The organism is Vibrio neptunius (assembly GCA_019339365.1).
In the GTDB taxonomy this organism is placed as follows: Bacteria; Pseudomonadota; Gammaproteobacteria; order Enterobacterales; family Vibrionaceae; genus Vibrio; species Vibrio neptunius.
In genome coordinates this window covers 2,857,261-2,875,378 of the sequence record CP079859.1, presented here as the reverse complement: position 1 = coordinate 2,875,378, position 18,118 = coordinate 2,857,261, and the positions used below count along the sequence as shown (strand labels likewise).

Annotated in this window: 13 protein-coding genes and 3 pseudogenes; 7 read left to right on the top strand and 9 right to left on the bottom strand. The window is 40.6% G+C overall.

What is annotated here, in order from left to right; translation table 11 throughout:
- Positions 1–23 precede the first annotated feature (23 nt).
- The 8 genes and pseudogenes from KW548_13450 to KW548_13415 form a co-directional block, all read right to left on the bottom strand.
- Positions 24–1,313 carry a site-specific integrase gene (locus KW548_13450; GenBank protein ID QXX06111.1) on the bottom strand — a complete coding sequence of 430 codons (1,290 nt, stop codon included), beginning with the start codon at positions 1,311–1,313 and terminating at the stop codon, positions 24–26.
- Position 1,314: 1 nt separating this feature from the next.
- Complete coding sequence (locus KW548_13445; GenBank protein QXX06110.1) at positions 1,315–2,415, bottom strand: AraC family transcriptional regulator; 1,101 nt, start codon at positions 2,413–2,415, stop codon at positions 1,315–1,317.
- Positions 2,412–4,355 carry a tyrosine-type recombinase/integrase gene (locus KW548_13440; GenBank protein ID QXX06109.1) on the bottom strand — a complete coding sequence of 648 codons (1,944 nt, stop codon included), beginning with the start codon at positions 4,353–4,355 and terminating at the stop codon, positions 2,412–2,414. Before KW548_13440 ends, KW548_13445 begins: the two co-directional genes overlap by 4 nt.
- Positions 4,355–6,213: pseudogene (locus KW548_13435) on the bottom strand (hypothetical protein). Before KW548_13435 ends, KW548_13440 begins: the two are co-directional and overlap by 1 nt.
- A 17-nt stretch (positions 6,214–6,230) precedes the next feature.
- Positions 6,231–6,815, bottom strand: a complete 585-nt coding sequence (locus tag KW548_13430; GenBank protein ID QXX06108.1) for a hypothetical protein — start codon at positions 6,813–6,815, stop codon at positions 6,231–6,233.
- Positions 6,816–7,132: 317 nt separating this feature from the next.
- Positions 7,133–7,732: a 5'-deoxynucleotidase gene (gene yfbR / locus KW548_13425; protein QXX06107.1), complete on the bottom strand. Its 600-nt coding sequence runs from the start codon at positions 7,730–7,732 to the stop codon at positions 7,133–7,135.
- Between the two features lie 86 nt (positions 7,733–7,818).
- Positions 7,819–8,064: pseudogene (gene yfbR / locus KW548_13420) on the bottom strand (5'-deoxynucleotidase).
- Between the two features lie 71 nt (positions 8,065–8,135).
- A complete protein-coding gene (locus KW548_13415; GenBank protein QXX06106.1) occupies positions 8,136–9,350 on the bottom strand; it encodes a pyridoxal phosphate-dependent aminotransferase in 1,215 nt (404 codons plus the stop codon).
- A gap of 219 nt (positions 9,351–9,569) precedes the next feature.
- On the opposite strand from KW548_13415, the gene KW548_13410 reads away from it, so the two are divergent.
- The 7 genes and pseudogenes from KW548_13410 to KW548_13380 all read left to right on the top strand — a co-directional run bounded on the left by KW548_13410 (position 9,570) and on the right by KW548_13380 (position 17,191).
- Entirely contained in the window at positions 9,570–10,877 is a 1,308-nt protein-coding gene (locus tag KW548_13410; protein QXX08070.1) for an isochorismate synthase, read from the top strand.
- A complete protein-coding gene (gene menD, locus KW548_13405) occupies positions 10,878–12,596 on the top strand; it encodes a 2-succinyl-5-enolpyruvyl-6-hydroxy-3-cyclohexene-1-carboxylic-acid synthase (GenBank protein QXX06105.1) in 1,719 nt (572 codons plus the stop codon).
- Positions 12,586–13,371 (top strand): 2-succinyl-6-hydroxy-2,4-cyclohexadiene-1-carboxylate synthase, encoded by a 786-nt coding sequence (gene menH, locus KW548_13400; GenBank protein QXX06104.1) that lies wholly within the window; start codon positions 12,586–12,588, stop codon positions 13,369–13,371. The genes menD and menH overlap by 11 nt, the downstream gene beginning before the upstream one ends.
- A gap of 29 nt (positions 13,372–13,400) precedes the next feature.
- Positions 13,401–14,268, top strand: a pseudogene (menB, locus tag KW548_13395) (1,4-dihydroxy-2-naphthoyl-CoA synthase).
- A 133-nt stretch (positions 14,269–14,401) separates the two neighbouring features.
- Positions 14,402–15,388, top strand: a complete 987-nt coding sequence (gene menC, locus KW548_13390; protein QXX06103.1) for an o-succinylbenzoate synthase — start codon at positions 14,402–14,404, stop codon at positions 15,386–15,388.
- A complete protein-coding gene (gene menE / locus KW548_13385) occupies positions 15,388–16,761 on the top strand; it encodes an o-succinylbenzoate--CoA ligase (protein QXX06102.1) in 1,374 nt (457 codons plus the stop codon). The genes menC and menE overlap by 1 nt, the downstream gene beginning before the upstream one ends.
- A gap of 256 nt (positions 16,762–17,017) precedes the next feature.
- Positions 17,018–17,191, top strand: coding sequence for a hypothetical protein (locus KW548_13380; protein QXX06101.1), 174 nt, complete (start codon positions 17,018–17,020; stop codon positions 17,189–17,191).
- On the opposite strand, the gene KW548_13375 is transcribed toward KW548_13380, so the two are convergent.
- On the bottom strand, positions 17,188–18,111 hold the full coding sequence (locus KW548_13375) for a putative sulfate exporter family transporter (GenBank protein ID QXX06100.1): 924 nt from the start codon (positions 18,109–18,111) through the stop codon (positions 17,188–17,190). The genes KW548_13380 and KW548_13375 overlap by 4 nt on opposite strands.
- Positions 18,112–18,118: the final 7 nt, after the last annotated feature.

Below are 18,118 nucleotides of genomic sequence, written 5' to 3'. Positions count from 1 at the left end.
TAAGCTGAATGACAATGAGAGAACTAGTTATCTATTGTTTTAGCAATATTATTCCAAAAATCATCAGAGTTCCCTAACGAAAAATCTAATTCACCATTACGTGTTGCCAATAGAAGAGAAGCTACACGAATGTAATGCATATATGTTGTTCTGATATCACTGTGCCCGAGTTGTTTGCGTAATGCATCTTCAATAGCAGCATCATAATGTGCTGCATTGATCTGTTCTCGAGTTAAGTGTTTGATAATAAACATTGTGGCATACCAGTCCCTTGTACTGTGAAATGACCAATGAAAGTGCTGGTCATTAAGTTTCTTTTTTGCTCGGTTAGTTGCGTCTGACACCATTTTTGGTGTTACGGGTTTACCAGCTTTATTCAAGAAAAATACAGCATCAACATTTTTATTAGGAAATTTATTTTTAAATAATTTTTTTCTTCGGTAATAAAGTGGTAAATAGATTTTACATATTACTTTCCAAGCAGACATATTTACTTGTAGCGTTCGTTGTTTATTCCCTTTTTCTATAGTAGTGAAAGGAAATGTTTTGGGCGTTTTTTCTTTGGGATCTTTGGGAACTAAATTTTTTATTTCAGGATATGTTCTAATATGATCATTTTCTCCGATTCCAATATAAGGGAAAGAGCATACTCCCTGTTCACGCATTCCAGTGGCTAGTGCTAAAAGAAACATAACTGGATAAACTGGATCACTATATGAGTTCACTAAAGCTTTGATATTTTCAAATTCCATGATTGTGTCAGACTTATTACTACTAGAATTTCTAAATTGTTTGATTCGTGTATTACGAATATCAATATTTGCATAATCTGGAACACTTCCTGATAGGATGCCTTTACTTGATAAAAGTTTGCTTTCATCTCGAAAGTTAAATTTCCAGTCAACACTTGTTGAGTTTATTAAAACTGGGAAATGGTTCCTTTCCGCCCAAGAATAGAAGTCAAAAACGATACATGCATCTAAATATACAGTATCATCCTTTGGCCTTTTCTTATTTTTATTATCTCTATTTTTTATTATATATCCTTGCCATTCACGAATATCGCTATCTGTAACTTCTCGCCAGAAATTTTGGGTTATGTTAGCATTATTGCTTATTATAAAATCAAAGAAACGTTTTAATATATTTGAATATCGTTCACTAGTTTTCAAACTTTTGTATGTTCTTTCTTTTAAAAATACGTTTACAGCAGACATCAATATTATCTTATCATTAATCTTTAAATTTAGAATATAATGAGAGTAATCAATTCGTTCATATAGGTATGTGATTAATTTTCGTTCAATAAGCATGCTATTTTACCGCCGAAATAGAAGGGCTAGGCTTTACAAGCGTTACAGATTTAAAACCATCATTCTGGTCTGGATAAGATATTAGTTTATATAACTTTTCTATAAACTCTTCGCTGAATTTATTGGTGTGATTTTTTCGACAATAGAAATTTGCCAATTGTAATTCTTGACCTTTACATGATATTGAATGGATAGGAATTTCGCTTATATTTAGTAAAAATTTTTTGAATTGCTTGGCAAGAGGAAAGTTACTTTCAATAAGAATAACATCACCTTTTGATAAGGTAATATTAAGACTTTCAAAGTTGCAACTAAGGAAAGGTTGAAAAAATATTACTGAATTAGGTTGTGAAGTGAAGCAGATATCAATGGCATCATTTATGTTTTTTTCTTCCATTTCGAAGAAAATCTCCATTGAAGTTTTTAAATCCATTTTTGATGAAATATTGCTATAATCTGGTTTGATATGAGCAATAATATTACACCCAGGAATGATTGTTTTAGACTTTCTTTTTAATTCTGATAATTGCGATCGTAGATCCGCTAGTTCTGATATTTGTTGTTTATTAATGGCTATTATTTCATCATTTTGATTTTGTAGCTTGATAGCATTTGCTTTGTCCTTTTGGGCTGTAAATGAAGCAAGATCTTGCTTCATCATATCGGAGTAAACCTTTAACTTAATATTCTCTTCATATTCTTCATTTTTCTGTTTAAGAGAAGAAATTTGATCTTCTAGAAATTTAATTTTTTCTTCTGATTCTGTTGTTGAATTAGGAATTATATCAACAGGTTTTTTACCTTTTTTCACAGATAAAAGATGACTGTAATCTCTAGAAATACTTTGCCTACTCACTCCTGATTCTCTTGCTACTTCCGAAATAGTTAAGAGAGAGCGACCTGTCCGTTGTCTAATGCGTAAAATAGCGTTTTCTATTCTTTTTTTGGTGATACCTGCTGGTTTAGGTAGTAGATGTCGGAATTCTTTATATAAATAGGACCGAGAAACCTTAAGATACTCAGCTAGTTTTTTTACACTAAAAGAATCTGATGATATAAGGATATCAATTACATTTTTTACATCCTCTTCCTTTAAATTCATAATTGAGCCTGTTTAAAATTCTGGTTATTTTTCTTATTTTCTAATCTCTTAAGAAGTTCTTCGTGTTCAAGAATTTCTTTTTGATAATAAGTCACTACTCCTTCATTACTTGATTCATCTAGATAGCTTAACTTTTGTTTGTAGTAGTTAATTTGAGAGTGAATATTAGAAATTGATTCATCATTAAAAATTAGGTAATCACACACTTTGTAGTTACAGAAATCAACGCATGGTCTTTTTGAATTGGTTTTCATCATACATGGTGGGATAGAATCTTCATTACCTGCGTTTATGCAGAAACCACCAATGGGGACTCTCGATACGAACAAAGGTATACCAGCTTTTAGTGATTCACGCACATAGGATTCAATATCGGTTACCAATATGCTACCTGGATAATTTTGCTCTTCCATACGTTTTTTTATTTTATCTGAGAGATCTCCCGCTGTATTATTATTATTGATAGCCTCGAATATTTCTTGTAGATCTTCTGTGTAGTTGTGTTCTAACAACTCGATTACACTCTCTACCATTAATTCGTTACGCATTATATATCGAAGCGTCATACCGTAACTTTTATGACCAAAGAGCTGACGAATAAGATCAATGTTTTTTTCACTTCTTGAAATCAGTAACCATGCGATAGTTTTTCGTAGTTGGTGAGGATGAGCATCTGTTACATCAGTTATATCAGCGACTATTTTCCTAATGTCTTTTGTAATCGTATCGATTTTTATTTTTTCAAAATTCTTTTTAGAAGGCATATCTGTTACTAAAAGATATTGACTATTTAATGTCTTTCGACTGATGGCAAATAATTCAATTAATACATCAATAGCATCTGCAACAATTTTTGGTACAGGGATACTATCTTCTTCACCTTCTTGTTCGGAATCTGCGGCTTGTTTAAAACGTATAATATCTAAGTATAAACAATCATTTTTTTGATATGCTTGATTAGCCTTAAGTGATGCAATCTCACGACGTCTTAAGCCAGTAAATAACCCTATAATGAATATACAACTTCGTTTTAGTTTAATAACTGCTGGCCGTATTTCATTGGTTGGTATTGTTGTTCTATCTTGCTTACCACTGGCGTAACCTAAAGAAGTAACCTCTTTGGTTACAGGTTTAAAATTGAAAAGTTTAACCCCATCATATATGTCTGGAATTTTCATGTTCTTGAGTACTTTAAAAATATGTTTTGTACGACCATCTTTTCTTATGGTTCCCCAAGAAGAACCATCGTCTCGTCGTCCTTTTTCTTTTACTAAATTGGAGCATTTAATAATTGTTGGAGATAAAGTTTGTATATACTTTAATGATTCATCGAAAACGGATTTTACAATGTCTGCATCCAATGGTTGCCATGGATCGCATTGTTCATCTTTGAGAGTTCTTAGTTCAGCACGTTTTTCTTTATCTAAAATATCATACTTATCGTATTCAAATCTGAATTCTTTTGGTAACCTTTTTTTATGAGATAATTCACTCCATCTGTCAAAAAAATATATTGCACTATCCAGTTTTGTTATTGAACCTGGTATTCTTTTTTTAAATAGTGAAATACAATCTTCAATATACTCTTTACATTGACTTAAAGTAATATTAGAAAGCATTTTTCTAGATGTAAATCCAGAATCAAGTAGAAAATTTTTAGCGACATTAATAAAATATGAATGGCGATGATTTGTTGTCAACCAACTGGTTATGTTTAAATTGAATAATTTAGGGAATTCATAATAAGTTAGTATTTTTATTAAAATTACCAAATCGTTATAGTTAGATACATTATTATTTTCACTAAACTTTTCAAAGTTTAGTGATATATGTTCTGATTGTGAATATTGAATTCTCCAAACATTATATTTGAAATTTATTTCTTCTGATATTTGAATGTCTTTATCAATGTTGATCTCGCCAAAGTTTATTAGTTTCATTAGTCACTCTCTGAAATAATAGGTGGAAGTAGGTATCCATCAACAGCGTTTCTCAACTCAGCTTCTTGAATATCTTCTTGATAAGGCCATGATTCGATGACTTCTTTTGCTGCTTCATATTCTTCCCTATACATGCAATCAAACTGGTCACTTCGCATTGAGCGTCGTTTCTGATCTAAATAGAGGAATCTATCTACTACAAATGGAATGTTGTCACTGGTAACGGATGATTGTTGACACGTAAGACATTTGTTAAATTGTTTGCATGGTTTATTTGATCTGGGAATTTGTCCACCATCAGACAAGTGCCAGGTGGGGTAGTATGGGTTATTACAGATTGCTAATGGTGACTCGCCATTGTGGTTTGTATAGATATTTATTATCTTTTTTTTTGATACATGTTCTTTGTTTTAATGGAACTAGTTTTCCTTTGAAAGAACCATCACGAATACTGTCGAATATACTATCTAATTCCATTGCTAGTTTGTCATTTCTTAGCTGTTGGAAGTGGGAGTTGTCTTTATAAACCTCGTCAGTAATTGCAGATGTTGAGTGCCCAAATAGCGCGACTTGAAGCAATAGCGGCAGCTTTTTTTTCTTTTTCATTTAGATACAATCGAGTTGGCCTGAGTCGTCTTAGATCCAACTTATACCCAATACTTTTTTCAATGAACTTGCTACTTGAACTTCTATTAACACCTTTACGGCATGGGTAATGCGCTACAAATTTTAGACCAGCATTTACTACTAAACTTATGAATGCAGGGTGAACGTCAAGATCTGTAGTTGCTTTCTCGTATAAATGTCCTTTTCGTAATGTCGAAGTTCTTTTTACTAGTAATTTTATTAAATTATACGCACTGTATTTATCAGTTTTTGAACTAGGATGAATCATCAATCTCTGTTCGCGAAGTCTTGTTTTCTTATTTACAGAAGCTCCCTTTGCTTTTGTTGATTTAATAAATGCCCAGTCATTTTCCATAGGAATTGGGTCATAAATATAATCATCTGGATCTATTCGTTCGGTGATATCGGGTGACCAACCAGTTTCGAAGCAAATCGCTATTTTAATAGCGATCAGTTCACGTAAATCCGGGTAGATATATGATATTAATTTTGTATATGTTAGTTCTGGGGCTTCTAATACAAATGAAGTGTACCCAGGAATGTTTTGCATGACCATTCTCTTTGCGAGGGTTTTAAATGTTGTTGTAAGATTTGTATATGTAAGGTCTTTGGGAATATAAAATTTTCCATTTTCTGCCAAATCTTTATTTGATGCATTATTAGGAAAATTTGGATGAATAGAATATATTGTAGCAATGGCATTTTTTAGGCTTTCATGCCAGTCAGTAAATCTAGGTAACTCAGGATCTGGGTTAGCTCGGTGCCAAAAGTCGATGCCGATTTTGTTGCTAACCACTCCTGATTTTCGGGCACTCTGAAAAATTTCATCTTTCTTATAAGCAACGTCAATTTCTTCTCTTAGAAATTCTTCCAATTTGACTATTTGTTCTGAGCTTAGTGGCTGAAAATGCGTTGGTCTCGGTTTTTCCGGAACAGGCCATTCGTCGGGTGATATAGTGAAAACAACGCCGTTGTGAAATTCTTCAGCAATAAGGCGTCTTACTGCAACAGAAATTTGATATCGGCGTTTTGTAGTTTTAACCTTAGATAGATACTGTATAAATTTTAGAAACTCAATATCATTAAATTCAGTTGTTAATAACCTATTTTTATTTTCTTTTTTTAAATATTTAGTTAGTTCTCCAAGTGCACTTTTATCACTGACACTTATTTTTTCCTTATTCATTATTTTTGTAGATAAATGTCTAATAGATATTTTTTCATTTTCCATTTCAAAAAGCCTGTAGTTTATTTTTTGTTTGTAAAGTTTTCCGACAACATCATTTGAATATAATCTTCACGAAATTCCGAAAAAGAATATAAATATTTTTTGTAGATGGCTCTATGTAATGGTCTTAGGTGTTCTGAAGTTGTTTTTGGTATTTTTAATTTATATGTAACTACTTTATTATGTTTAGGCTTTATGAGTTTATTGATTGAGGATAATCGAATTCCACTGCGTATTAGTGGAAATAGTAACGCTATAGATTCCGGGTTTTCTATTATAGCCATTAATCTAGTCGCATCACTTATATCTTTCTTTGATACATTTGGCAGGTTAGAATAAAAAACAGTAATTATTTTTTCTCGTTGTTTTCTATTATTGAAAATATTTAGGGGGCTACGGTTATCTGTGGTTCTTCTAAGATAATTGGAGTGTAATAGATCACTGTAGTCTTTATAACCTAGAGCATGAGCCAACCAATCATACCGCTTTTTTGACGGTATGTTTCTAAAGCCTGATATCTCGGTTATTAACAATGAAAATTGCTTTGCTCTTAGCTTAAAGATTTCGGATGGAGAATTTGGGGGAAATGAGTGGTTTTCAGACATAGCTTCACCTAGTTCGTAGTGCAGCATTGAAGTTTGCTATGCGACTCTCATGCAAAATGCCACTGAAAAGTGATTACTTTGTCTATCCAAAATTATCGTCTTTGCCTTGAGTCGGGCGAGGTGACGACGACCTTTCCAACGTTAAGCTACCAAACTTGGCATTGTATGTAAATTTTGATGTGTTTATTTTGTGTAAAAAGTTGAGTTTTCACACATTTTCACGCCTTATACGTGTCGATAGTGCGTATGATGCGAAATTGTCCGTGATTAAAGAATCTGCTTTTCGTTAAAATTTTATAGGTATTAAGGGGTATTATTTATCCTGATATTTTGTCAAACGTAGTAGTGCAACTATCACAAAATACATCCATAAAATCTTTTACTTCAGGCATTTCAGTAATAAGTCTTTTAATTTTTGGATCAAGTCCTTTTTTGACATGTAAAAATTCATCATTGTTAAATCGAAGTTCGTTTAGAGTCTTTATATAAGCTGATAGAATATCTGCTGCTTTTACAATCGCTTTATATTCAGCGTCTACATTTTTTTGAACAAGTAAATCTGAGAACTCATTACGTAAATCCTCTGGTAATGTTTCTAAACATTCTTTTTCTGCAATATCTTCAAGTTTTTTAAATGCTGCTGTAAATTCTGGGCTGTGGTACTTGGTTTTTGAATTTATATCCTGAAGTTTTGTTTCTGATATTTCATGATAAATGGCGGTAACTGCAGCTTTTTCTGGATTTAAGTTACCGCCATATCGTTTGTTTTTAATGACAGTTAATAAGTGAGCTATTACCGCAACCTGATGAGAATGTTCTGAAACATTTTCTTCTTGAAAGCAGTGCATTAATGCCCAGCGTTTTATTAATGGCATACGTGTCACCCATGCCATGAATGTACTTTGTGATTTTTTCAACTGAATATCCTTACAATAGTCTAATGGTAACTTCTGTGTATTAACGAACTAAGTCACTGGTTTACTCATATTAGAAAAACGAACTAATCCCCAGTGAGTACTTCACTGGTATCGTGGTACATTCCCAGTAAGGCAATGCGTTCAGGGTTGAGGTTACCGCCATATTTTTTGTTTTTAATTAATGCCAGAGCATGGGCGACAAAAGCGACTTGAAGACTGTGCTCTGAGATATTCTCTGTTGACACAGAACGCATCAAGGGCCAGCGCTGAATCAGTTTCATACGAGCAAGATGAGCGAAGAAATGACTTTCTTTAGACTTACTCTCTGTCATGGATCTTCCTCCTAATAAAAAAGAGCACTCTCTGAGTGCTCTTTAAGCATATGAAAGATCGAATCTAATTACTACTGGCTATACGTCGACAGGAAGCGTTCGAAGCGTCCAATCGCCATTTCGAGATCTTCAACATGTGGCAGGGTCACAATGCGGAAGTGATCGGGTTTTGGCCAGTTGAAGCCTGAGCCTTGAACCAACAGAACTTTCTCCTGAATCAGGAAGTCGAGCACCATCTTCTGATCATCTTTGATGTTGTACATTTTAGTGTCGATTTTCGGGAACAGATACATCGCGCCTTTAGGCTTCACGCAGGAAATCCCTGGAATCTGGTTGATCAGTTCAAAAGCGCGGTCACGCTGTTCCAATAAGCGGCCGCCGGGCAGGATCAGTTCGTTAATACTCTGATAACCACCCAGTGCGGTCTGAATGGCATGTTGCATCGGTACATTGGCACACAAGCGCATAGAAGCCAGCATATCCAAGCCATTGACGTACCCTTGAGCGAGATGCTTCGGACCGGTGAGGAACATCCAACCACCGCGAAACCCACAGACGCGATAGGCTTTTGATAAGCCGTTGAAGGTAACAGTCAAAACATCATCTGAAAGTGTCGCAACAGAGGTGTGTGTGGCACCGTCATAGAGTACTTTATCGTAGATTTCGTCGGCGAAGATGATCAACTTGTGCTGACGTGCAATCTCAATCACTTCTAATAAAAAGTCGCGACTGTACACCGCACCTGTTGGGTTATTAGGGTTGATGAGGACAATGCCACGAGTATTCGGTGTTATCTTGTTACGAATATCATCCAGATCTGGATACCAGTCTGCTTGCTCATCACAAAGGTAATGCACAGCTTTTCCGCCAGATAGGGCTACAGATGCTGTCCAAAGCGGGTAATCTGGTGCGGGAACCAGCATCTCGTCGCCATTGTTGAGCAAAGCCTGCATCGCCATAACGATCAGTTCTGATGCACCATTACCGATATACACGTCTTCGACATCTAAAGAACGGATGCCTTTGCGCTGATAGTGTTGAACGACGGCTTTACGAGCAGAGTAGATGCCTTTCGAGTCACAGTAACCTTGCGAAGTGGGCAGGTTACGGATGACATCAACCAAGATTTCATCTGGGGCGTCAAATCCAAATGGAGCGGGATTACCGATATTCAACTTCAGTATTTTATGCCCCTCTTCCTCCATGCGCTTAGCATGTTTGAGTACAGGCCCCCTAATGTCATAGCAGACATTATCGAGTTTTGATGACATCCCGATATTTTGCATTGTGTAAAACCTAAAAGAGATTGTATTTCTTTATTAAAGTACATCAAAAAGGGCTTTGTTAGAATAAAAAACTGAATTATTACGCTTTTTTGTATGCGCTTTGTTCGTTTGCAATCACAGGATTATGCAAAAGATGGGCTACAACCTTGATCTGGGTAAGGTCTATTAATAGAGTAGCGATCTAAAATGAATAAAAATCCCCAGGCATACGAGGCTGATTTGTCACATTTTCATCAAGCCGTTACTGAACTGATCGAACGCGTAAAGGATGCAGAAGACGGCGTAAACCGTCTGGTTCAAGTTCTTGAGGAAAAACCAGATTTTGCATTCATAGATTGGCTGGAGTCCCAGCCGCTGTTTCCAAAGTTTTATTGGCAGTCTCGTGATACCCGTGAAGAAGTGGTGGCATTGGGGCAGTTACATACTTTTGTCGACCCTGCTCCGGCCTACACGATTCTGGCAGATGAACAACGTATCTGGGGTGGACGTTCTTTTGACGGACAGACCGAAAAGAATCGTCGCTGCATGTCTTCTTTTTTCTTCCTACCACAAATCGAGCTCATTCGTTTTGATAACCGCTGGTCATTAGCCGTCAACCTGACAGCCGATAAACATCGTACTTTGGCAGGGCTCAGTAAACTGAAAATTGAAGTTGGCGCTTTACGGCCAGTCTCCGCGCAGATCAAAAGCATCAGTCACATACCGGAGAAACCGCAATGGTCTGAGCTGGTTGAGAAAGTCCTGACTGGTATTGAGAATAATGACTTTAAGAAAGTGGTACTGGCTCGTCGAACGTCCGTCCAGATGGACAGCACGGTGAGTGCCGCGCAGCTACTCAAATCAAGTTATCTGCAAAACCACCATAGCTTCCACTTTATGCTCTCTCTGGATAAAAAGCATAGCTTTATAGGCTCTACACCGGAACGTTTGTATGCCAGACAAGGGCAGGAGCTCTACACCGAAGCTTTGGCGGGTACGATAGGTCGAGGCGACAACGCCAGCCACGATATGGAGTTGGCAAACTGGTTATCACAAGACAGCAAAAACCTGAATGAGAACCAATATGTCGTCGATGACATTATTGATCGACTAACGCCTCACTCGGAGCATGTTGAGGTTGAGCAAGAAGCCCGTTTGGTTAGGCTGAGAAAAGTTCAGCATCTTAAACGCAGTATCCATGCACACCTCAAACCGGGCATTAATGGCGTTCAATTGCTGGCGGCATTACAACCGACGGCAGCGGTTGCCGGATTACCACGTAAGGCGTCAATGGACTTTATCCAAAACAATGAACCCTTTGCGCGTGGCTGGTATGCCGGCTCGATGGGTTTTATTAGCCATCAGCGTGCGGAGTTTTGTGTGGCGATACGCAGTGCTCTTATTCTCGGTGAAGAGGTACAATTATTCGCAGGCGCGGGTATTGTTCCGGGTTCTGTGGCGGATAATGAGTGGCAGGAGTTGGATAAGAAAATGTCGACCTTGCTATCGCTGATCACCGATATTCCTCCACTGGGAGTCGCGTCGTAAATGGGCAATCAAAACCAAGCTGTTATCAATCGTATTTGGTGTCAGACCTTGCTTGAAGAGTTATCTCGTCTCGGTGTCACTGAGGTGTGTATTGCCCCGGGCTCACGCTCAACGCCATTAACGCTGGAAGCGCAAGACAATACAAACCTGAATCTTCATATGCATTTTGATGAACGTGGTTTAGGTTTTCTCGCTCTTGGTCTGGCAAAAGCGAGCCACAAGCCCGTTGCACTGATTGTGACATCGGGGACAGCGGTAGCAAATCTACTGCCTTCGATTGCCGAAGCTAAACTGACGGGTGAAAAGCTGGTGGTTCTGACCGCAGATAGGCCCGTAGAATTGATTGACTGTGGAGCCAATCAGGCGATCCATCAATCTGGGATTTTCTCAACTCATGTCACCTCTAGCCTTGAGTTACCAAGCCCTTCAGACTCCATATCGCTGAAGTGGCTCCTAACTTCCATTGACCAGAAAATGTTTGAACAAGCTGAGAAAGGCGGGGCTGTCCACATTAATTGCCCGTTTCCTGAGCCTTTGTACGGTTCTGAATCGAAAGGAATATTTCAGACGTATCTCGATGAAGTAAAATCTTGGTCCGACTCTGATAAGCCTTATAGCTGCAAGGCTCGAACTCAATCATTGCCCGCTCTTCACTACGCTGACTTAGCTGATAAGCCGGGAGTGATGGTCGTTGGCAGTGTCACTCTAGAGGAAGCGCAGCGGGCGCAACGGCTGGCGGAAAAACTGGGCTGGCCATGTTTGTGCGATCCGCAATCGGGGGTTTCATCGCCTTTCGCACACTATGATCTTTGGTTGCAGAACCCTTCTGCGAAAGAAGTGATGAATCAGGCTCATGTCATTGTACAGTTTGGCTCGCGAATTGTATCAAAACGGCTCATTCAGTGGATATCTCAGCAAGTTGAATCCAGACAAGCGGGTTATCATTTTGTTTCTTCGTGCGTCGAGCGCAACAACCAAAGCCACTTGCCACAAACTCACCATGTCGTGGAAATAGGGATTTGGATTGAGAGTTGGATGAAAGAGCTTACGGAAGACAAAAATGCCCATTATGGTTGGGCGGTGGAGTTAGAGCGCTATTCTGAGCGTGTAGCAATGTTGTCTTCACAATATGAGCAAAGTCAGCAGTCAGTGAATGAGGTTGCGCTGGCTAAATCTATCAAAGTATTACCTCAGCAAGCTCAGGTCTTTTTGGCAAACAGTCTGTTTGTGCGGCTGGCGGATATGTTTGGTTCGATGCCAAACCTTGACACGTATAGCAACCGAGGTGCATCAGGGATCGATGGTTTGATTGCGACTCTAACGGGTGTTGTGCGGGCCACTCGTAAGCCCAGTGTATTGTTCATTGGCGATACGTCGGCACTGTATGACCTTAACTCTTTGTCTCTATTGACTCAGGAAAAAACACCGGTCGTTATCGTGGTCATTAATAATAATGGAGGGGCTATCTTTGATTTGCTCCCTGTCCCACAAGCGCAGAAACAATCCCTATATCAGATGCCTCATGGTTATACCTTCGAACATGCTGCGATGCAATTTGGTATTCGATACCAAAAACCAGCCACTCTTGCCGCATACACTGAGTTAGTTGGTCAGCATTTACAACAGGGTGAAGGAGCACTTCTTCTAGAGATACAAACACCGCCTGAACAAGCTTCCTCACACCTGAAAGAGATAACTCAGCGCGTTCATGCTTTATAGCCATCTTTATAACAATACGAGCAATGACAGCTCGACGCCCTTAATTGTTTATCTGCATGGTTTACTTGGTTGCAGTGATGACTGGAAGAGCTGTACGCAATGGCTTCCCGAGTACACTTCCTTATGTATTGATCTTCCTGGTCATGGCATGAGCAATCTGATGCATTGTCGCGATTTTAAAACGTGCTGTGATCAAATATCTGATGTTTTACTTACTCAATTTCCTCACCAACCACCTATAGTGTTAGTGGGTTATTCAATGGGGGCTCGAATTGCGATGGTAGGGCTCACTCAACAGCACTTTTCTGCACTTAATATCCAAATGCTTATTTCTGAAGGTGGACATTTTGGACTGTGTAGTGACGCAGAAAAAACAGCTCGCTTACGCCACGACTCGCGTTGGGCTGAGCGACTTCATCATGAACCAATCGAACAAGTGTTAGGCGATTGGTATCAGCAGCCGGTATTTAGTTCACTAAACCATGAGCAAAGACAAACACTCATACACAAACGCAGTGCTAACCTAGGGCCATCCGTTGGCAAAATGTTGATGGCAACCTCATTAGCAAAACAGAATTATTTGCTTGAGTCACTCACAGGCTTGAGTATTCCAGTACATTATATTTGTGGTGAAAAAGACAGTAAGTTCAGCCATTTGGCCGAACTGAGTGGTTTGTCTTATAGCCAGGTAAAGCGAGCTGGGCATAATGTTCACATCGAACAGCCTGAAGCGTTTGCTGACATTGTTAAATCTCAAATTCGCGCCTTTCTCTAACAGCGCAACATCAATCAACAGGAATCACCATGGCAAAAACAGTCGGTATTTCAGAACAAGAACTATACGCACCAGTACACTGGAACGATTGCACAGGTGAATATGAAGATATTCAGTACCATAAATCGGAAGATGGTATCGCAAAAATCACCATCGCCCGCCCTCAGGTACGGAATGCGTTCCGTCCTCAAACCGTAAAAAGAAATGATCAAGGCGCTAGCGGATGCACGTTATGATGAAGGCGTCGGTGTGATCATTTTAACAGGGCTTGGCGAAAAGGCGTTCTGTTCGGGCGGTGACCAAAAGATACGTGGTGATTATGGCGGCTATCAAGACGATTCTGGCACTCATCACCTGAATGTGCTTGATTTCCAGCGTCAGATCCGTACTTGCCCTAAACCCGTTATCGCGGCTGTTGCGGGTTGGGCTGTGGGTGGCGGTCACGTATTACATATGATGTGTGACTTGACGATTGCCGCAGAAAACGCTCAGTTTGGTCAGACGGGGCCAAAAGTTGGTTCGTTTGATGGCGGCTGGGGTGCCTCATATATGGCTCGAATTGTCGGTCAAAAGAAAGCGCGTGAGATCTGGTTCCTATGCCGTTTCTATGATGCTCAAGAAGCTCTGGATATGGGGCTGGTTAATACGGTGGTGCCACTTGACGAATTGGAAAAAGAGACCGTCCGTTGGTGTCGCGAAACCCTGCAACATAGCCCTATGGCATTACGCTGCTTGAAAGCGGCCTTAAATGCTGATTGTGATGGTCAGGCTGGTCTCCAAGAATTAGCCGGTAACGCAACCATGATGTTTTACATGACCGAAGAAGGTCAGGAAGGTCGCAATGCGTTTAATGAAAAACGTCGACCAGACTTTAATAAATTCCCTCGTAATCCTTGATGCGCCGTTCGGTTTATAACGTGAAAGCAAAGCTGCTTAACTGAGTATCTTTGGTTATCCGTCTAAATCAAAAGCTATCAAATAAGCAACAGTATATATCAACGATTACACAACGATGATAAGGGATATTGGTATGAGAACAGCCAAACTGTATCGCTACGAGCTGCCTATGGACAGCGGAGTGATACTGAGAGAGCAGAGGCTCACGGAACGAGAAGGCTTTGTGGTTGTACTAGAAAGTGACGGAGAAATAGGTCGAGGTGAAATTGCGCCTTTACCGGGGTTTAGTATTGAGAGTCTGGATGAGGTTTACCCTCAGCTCATCGAACAACTTACTCTTTGGCAAAGTGGTCAAGTCCTCGACTACAAAGACTTATACCCATCGGTGGCATTTGGTTTATCCATGGCACAACTGGAGTTGGCTAACGGCCTTCCTGATACAGGCTGTTACCAAGCCGCGCCGCTGTGCTCTGGTGACCCAGACGAGTTGCTACCTAAACTTGATCGCATGCAAGGCCAAAAAGTGGCGAAAATCAAAGTGGGGCTGTATGAACCTGTTCGTGATGGGTTGCTTGTCAGTCTGTTCTTGGAATCTATTCCAGACCTCACGTTAAGGCTAGACGCCAATAGAGCTTGGACCGCAGAAAAAGCGCAGCAATTTGCCAAAAAGATTGCACCTTCTCTGCGTCAACGGATCGCGTTTGTCGAAGAACCCTGCCAGGCTCCAGGTGATAGCTTTTCTTTTGCTATTGATACTGGGATTGCCATTGCTTGGGACGAAACTCTTCAACATGCTATCCGTAAAGATGACTTTAAACTGGAAGACTATAATGGAGCCAAAGCCATTATTATAAAGCCAACGTTAATAGGTTCTGTGGAGCGTTGTATAGCGCTGATCGACCGCGCTAAAGCGTTAGGTATAAAGCCTGTGGTCAGTTCAAGTATTGAATCCAGTTTGGGCCTGACGCAATTGGCTCGATTTGCCCAATGGCAGCTACCTGAAGAGATTCCGGGCTTAGACACCATAGGTTTGTTTGCCCAGCAGCTAGAAGTGACTTGGCCTGGCTGTGATCTTCCGGTGACTGCTCTGTCAGGCCAGTCACTCATCTGGCAATCTTAATGCAAAACCAACTCTCTCCTTTGAAACGATGGGCTCAGTTGAGCCCATCTTTGTTAGCCCTGCATCATCAAGAGAGGCAATACACCTGGGCTGAGCTAGTACAACTGGTGGATGAAGTTGCGGCGAGCTTATCTGCACAGGGGCTAGCGCGCGGCGAGGTGTTGACGTGTGTTGGTAAAAACAGCTTGGATCTATTGTTAGCCTATCTTGCGTGCATGGAGATTGGTGCAATTTGTGCTTTGACGATGCCACAGACTCAAGTGGAGCTGGATACCAAGTTGGCATCACTCTACTTGCCGGAAACAGAGCGAAAAGTTTGGGTGGCACCACCTAACTTGATGCTTTCTTCCTTGTCGACTATGACGGTAGAGCGTGCAGATTTGGCGGACTGTCCCGCGGGTTATCAAGCCGATAATTTAGCGTCGATTGTATTTACGTCAGGTTCAACAGGAACACCGAAAGCGGTGGCGCACACCTCTGCCCAACATATGGCTTCTGCATCAGGATTGCTGGAAAAATTCACTTTTAAGCAGGGCGATAGCTGGTTGTTAAGCTTACCTATGTACCATGTTTCGGGATTGGCGATTATCTATCGCTGGTTGCATGCAGGTGCGATGTTAAAAGTGGGGGCCGGATTGCTTCAAGAAGATATTCGTCACGTGACGCATGCGTCGCTGGTGGCAACGCAACTTCAGCGGTTATTGGACAGTAATATGTCACTTGAACTGACCCATGTCTTACTCGGGGGCAGTCACATCGCCGTTTCTCTGAGCCTCAAAGCGCAGCAACAGGGGATTGAAACTTGGCTAGGTTATGGCATGACGGAAGCGGCTTCTACCGTGACGGCTAAGCGGGTAGATAGTGACACTACGGCAGGCAAGGTATTGCCCAAGCGCAGGGTAAAACTTGAAGGGCAGAGGATTTACATCGGGGGAGAAACGCTAGCCTCTGGTTATTACCAGCAGGGTACGCTTGAACCTATGGTGCACGACACGTGGTTCGATAGCAAAGATCTCGGTGAATGGAAAAACGGTGAGCTGCAAATTATCGGCAGAGCAGACAATCTGTTCATCTCAGGTGGCGAAAACATTCATTGTGAAGAGATAGAAGCCGTACTCAACCAGCTCCCAGATGTGATTCAATCCATCATAGTGCCAATTGAAGACCAAGAGTTTGGGCATCGGCCGATCGCCGTTATTCAAAGTCATCAAGGGTTAGATATAAACGGTATCGAGCAGCATCTCGGTGAGTTTTTAACTCGATTTAAATGGCCGATCGCCTACTACGAGTTGCCAGAGTGTCTTTGCCAGTCGGGGATCAAAGTGTCGCGAAAAGCAGTCAAAGATTGGCTTTTGACTCAACTCGATAAATAATGTGCAGCACAGAATCGGTGACTAGTCGAAATCACCACATTTCTCTCTAATTAACTGGCGAGTGCTTTTTCTTTGGCTGAGCTCTCATGCCCAACGCACTCAGTGAAGCAATGGCCTGTTCGTTACTCAATCGGCCAATGTGAAAGTCAACTTAGTTGAAATTGATCTTTCATAGTCCAAATCTGAATTTATCAAACTTATAACTCTATCTCATAATACTGCCTGAAATATGAGTATATGGATATAAGAGGCGATCATGAAAGCCGTCATTGTGTTGGCAATATTGATTCAGATTCTGGTTGCAGTGCAAAGTGAAGGCTTGGTGCGATCACTGGCTGAGTTATCTGCGTTTCTATTTATCGCCGCTTTGGTCTTAATATACCAACGACAAAAGCGCAAAAAGCTTAAAATTGAGCCGGAGGAGCTTTAGCTAAGTGTCAACCATGCCAATGAGCTGGTCGATATAGCAATCCACAGCGTCACACCAAACAGCAGGGGTTTAGGTCCTGCCGATTTGAGCTTTTCCACCGAAATTCCGCAGCCAATCAAAAACAAACACACCACTAAAGCCCGTTTAGCCACATCGAAGATTCCCTGATAAATCATCTCAAACTGTGGCAACAGATCGCTGACTGCAATCGCGACGCAATAAAACAAGATGAAGTAGGGGATAGTGATTTTCTTCGAATCGCTACGGAATAAAAAGGCGCTGAACAACGCAACCGGAATAATCCAAAGAGCTCTTGCCAGTTTTAAGGTTGTCGCGGTGGTGAGTGCTTCCTCACCGTAGGCGGAGGCAGCACCAACGACGGATGAAGTGTCATGTATGGCAATCGCTGCCCAAGTGCCGAAAGTATGTTGATCGAGATTCAGTGCATGGCCAATCACAGGGAAGACAAACAGAGCTATCGAATTTAGGACAAATACGGTGGCTAAAGAAAGGCCGATTTGCTCATCGTTTGCTTTGATAGCAGGAGAAACCGCGGCGATCGCACTGCCACCACAGATGGCGGTTCCAGAAGAAATTAGATAGCCCGTTTCTTTATTGAGGCCAATGGCTTTTGCCACCCACCAGCCTATAAATAAGGTGCCGATAATGGTAGTAATGATAAGACCAATGCCATCTGAGGTAACCGCAAGGGCATTTTTGAATTGAATGCCAAAGCCCAAGCCGACGATTGAATAAGCCAATAGCTTTTTGGTCACTTTTGCCAAATTAAAATCGTGTGGCACCATGCCTAATGAAGCCAGCAGGAAACCAATCACTAATGCGGTTGGTGAAGTCGCCCATGGGGTCAGGCAGATGATCATTGCCAACCAAAATGGCAGTTGCTTTTTAATCGTCGTCATTACAAAA

Bases quoted from the DNA above. Each gene is read 5' to 3' on its own strand.
- KW548_13450 (QXX06111.1), bottom strand. From the start codon at position 1,313: ATGCTTATTGAACGAAAATTAATCACATACCTATATGAACGAATTGAT.
- KW548_13445 (QXX06110.1), bottom strand. From the start codon at position 2,415: ATGAATTTAAAGGAAGAGGATGTAAAAAATGTAATTGATATCCTTATA.
- KW548_13440 (QXX06109.1), bottom strand. From the start codon at position 4,355: ATGAAACTAATAAACTTTGGCGAGATCAACATTGATAAAGACATTCAA.
- KW548_13430 (QXX06108.1), bottom strand. From the start codon at position 6,815: ATGTCTGAAAACCACTCATTTCCCCCAAATTCTCCATCCGAAATCTTT.
- KW548_13415 (QXX06106.1), bottom strand. From the start codon at position 9,350: ATGCAAAATATCGGGATGTCATCAAAACTCGATAATGTCTGCTATGAC.
- menD (QXX06105.1), top strand. From the start codon at position 10,878: ATGGGCAATCAAAACCAAGCTGTTATCAATCGTATTTGGTGTCAGACC.
- menH (QXX06104.1), top strand. From the start codon at position 12,586: ATGCTTTATAGCCATCTTTATAACAATACGAGCAATGACAGCTCGACG.
- menC (QXX06103.1), top strand. From the start codon at position 14,402: ATGAGAACAGCCAAACTGTATCGCTACGAGCTGCCTATGGACAGCGGA.
- menE (QXX06102.1), top strand. From the start codon at position 15,388: ATGCAAAACCAACTCTCTCCTTTGAAACGATGGGCTCAGTTGAGCCCA.
- KW548_13380 (QXX06101.1), top strand. From the start codon at position 17,018: ATGAAAGCCGTCATTGTGTTGGCAATATTGATTCAGATTCTGGTTGCA.
- KW548_13375 (QXX06100.1), bottom strand. From the start codon at position 18,111: ATGACGACGATTAAAAAGCAACTGCCATTTTGGTTGGCAATGATCATC.